Raw genomic sequence first — 1,758 nt, 5'->3', positions numbered from 1 at the left:
GCCCTACACCCTTACCCCGGGACAACCACCGCCCGGGATGGACTACCTTCCTGCGTCACCCCATCACTCACCTACTACAGGTCTGGACCGTCGGCTCCACCACTTTCCATTCCCCGAAGGGTCCGGAACGGCTTCACGGACTTAGCATCGCCTGGTTCAATGTTTGACGCTTCACAGCGGGTACCGGAATATCAACCGGTTATCCATCGACTACGCCTGTCGGCCTCGCCTTAGGTCCCGACTTACCCTGGGCAGATCAGCTTGACCCAGGAACCCTTAGTCAATCGGCGCACACGTTTCTCACGTGTGTATCGCTACTCATGCCTGCATTCTCACTCGTGAACCGTCCACCACTAGCTTCCGCTGCGGCTTCACCCGGCACACGACGCTCCCCTACCCATCCATACAGGCGTTGGCCCTATTGTATGAATGACACGACTTCGGCGGTACGCTTGAGCCCCGCTACATTGTCGGCGCGGAATCACTAGACCAGTGAGCTATTACGCACTCTTTCAAGGGTGGCTGCTTCTAAGCCAACCTCCTGGTTGTCTCTGCGACTCCACATCCTTTCCCACTTAGCGTACGCTTAGGGGCCTTAGTCGATGCTCTGGGCTGTTTCCCTCTCGACCATGGAGCTTATCCCCCACAGTCTCACTGCCGCGCTCTCACTTACCGGCATTCGGAGTTTGGCTAAGGTCAGTAACCCGGTAGGGCCCATCGCCTATCCAGTGCTCTACCTCCGGCAAGAAACACACGACGCTGCACCTAAATGCATTTCGGGGAGAACCAGCTATCACGGAGTTTGATTGGCCTTTCACCCCTAACCACAGGTCATCCCCCAGGTTTTCAACCCTGGTGGGTTCGGTCCTCCACGAAGTCTTACCTCCGCTTCAACCTGCCCATGGCTAGATCACTCCGCTTCGGGTCTTGAGCGCGCTACTAAACCGCCCTGTTCGGACTCGCTTTCGCTACGGCTTCCCCACACGGGTTAACCTCGCAACACACCGCAAACTCGCAGGCTCATTCTTCAAAAGGCACGCAGTCACGACGCATTGAGTAAACTCAATGCGCGACGCTCCCACGGCTTGTAGGCACACGGTTTCAGGTACTATTTCACTCCGCTCCCGCGGTACTTTTCACCATTCCCTCACGGTACTATCCGCTATCGGTCACCAGGGAATATTTAGGCTTAGCGGGTGGTCCCGCCAGATTCACACGGGATTTCTCGGGCCCCGTGCTACTTGGGTGTCTCTCAAACGAGCCGTTGACGTTTCGACTACGGGGGTCTTACCCTCTACGCCGGACCTTTCGCATGTCCTTCGCCTACATCAACGGTTTCTGACTCGTCTCACAGCCGGCAGACTGTGAAAGAGAGATCCCACAACCCCGTATACGCAACCCCTGCCGGGTCTCACACGCATACGGTTTGGCCTCATCCGGTTTCGCTCGCCACTACTCCCGGAATCACGGTTGTTTTCTCTTCCTGCGGGTACTGAGATGTTTCACTTCCCCGCGTTCCCTCCACATACCCTATGTGTTCAGGTATGGGTGACAGCCCATGACGACTGCCGGGTTTCCCCATTCGGAAACCCCCGGATCAAAGCCTGGTTGACGACTCCCCGGGGACTATCGTGGCCTCCCACGTCCTTCATCGGTTCCTGGTGCCAAGGCATCCACCGTGCGCCCTTAAAAACTTGGCCACAGATGCTCGCGTCCACTGTGCAGTTCTCAAACAACGACCAACCACCCGTCACACAC

1 rRNA gene (running past one end of the window) is annotated in these 1,758 nt (G+C 57.1%); it reads right to left on the bottom strand.

The window, feature by feature from the left end:
• Positions 1–1,700: ribosomal RNA gene (locus ACIQBL_RS48040) — 23S ribosomal RNA — on the bottom strand (its annotated part extends 1,383 nt beyond the left edge of the window); the annotation flags it as partial.
• Positions 1,701–1,758: the final 58 nt, after the last annotated feature.

The organism is Streptomyces sp. NPDC088350 (assembly GCF_044753545.1).
Lineage (GTDB): Bacteria > Actinomycetota > Actinomycetes > Streptomycetales > Streptomycetaceae > Streptomyces.
Note: the sequence above shows the minus strand (reverse complement) of the source record. Positions and strands in the feature narration are given on the sequence as shown.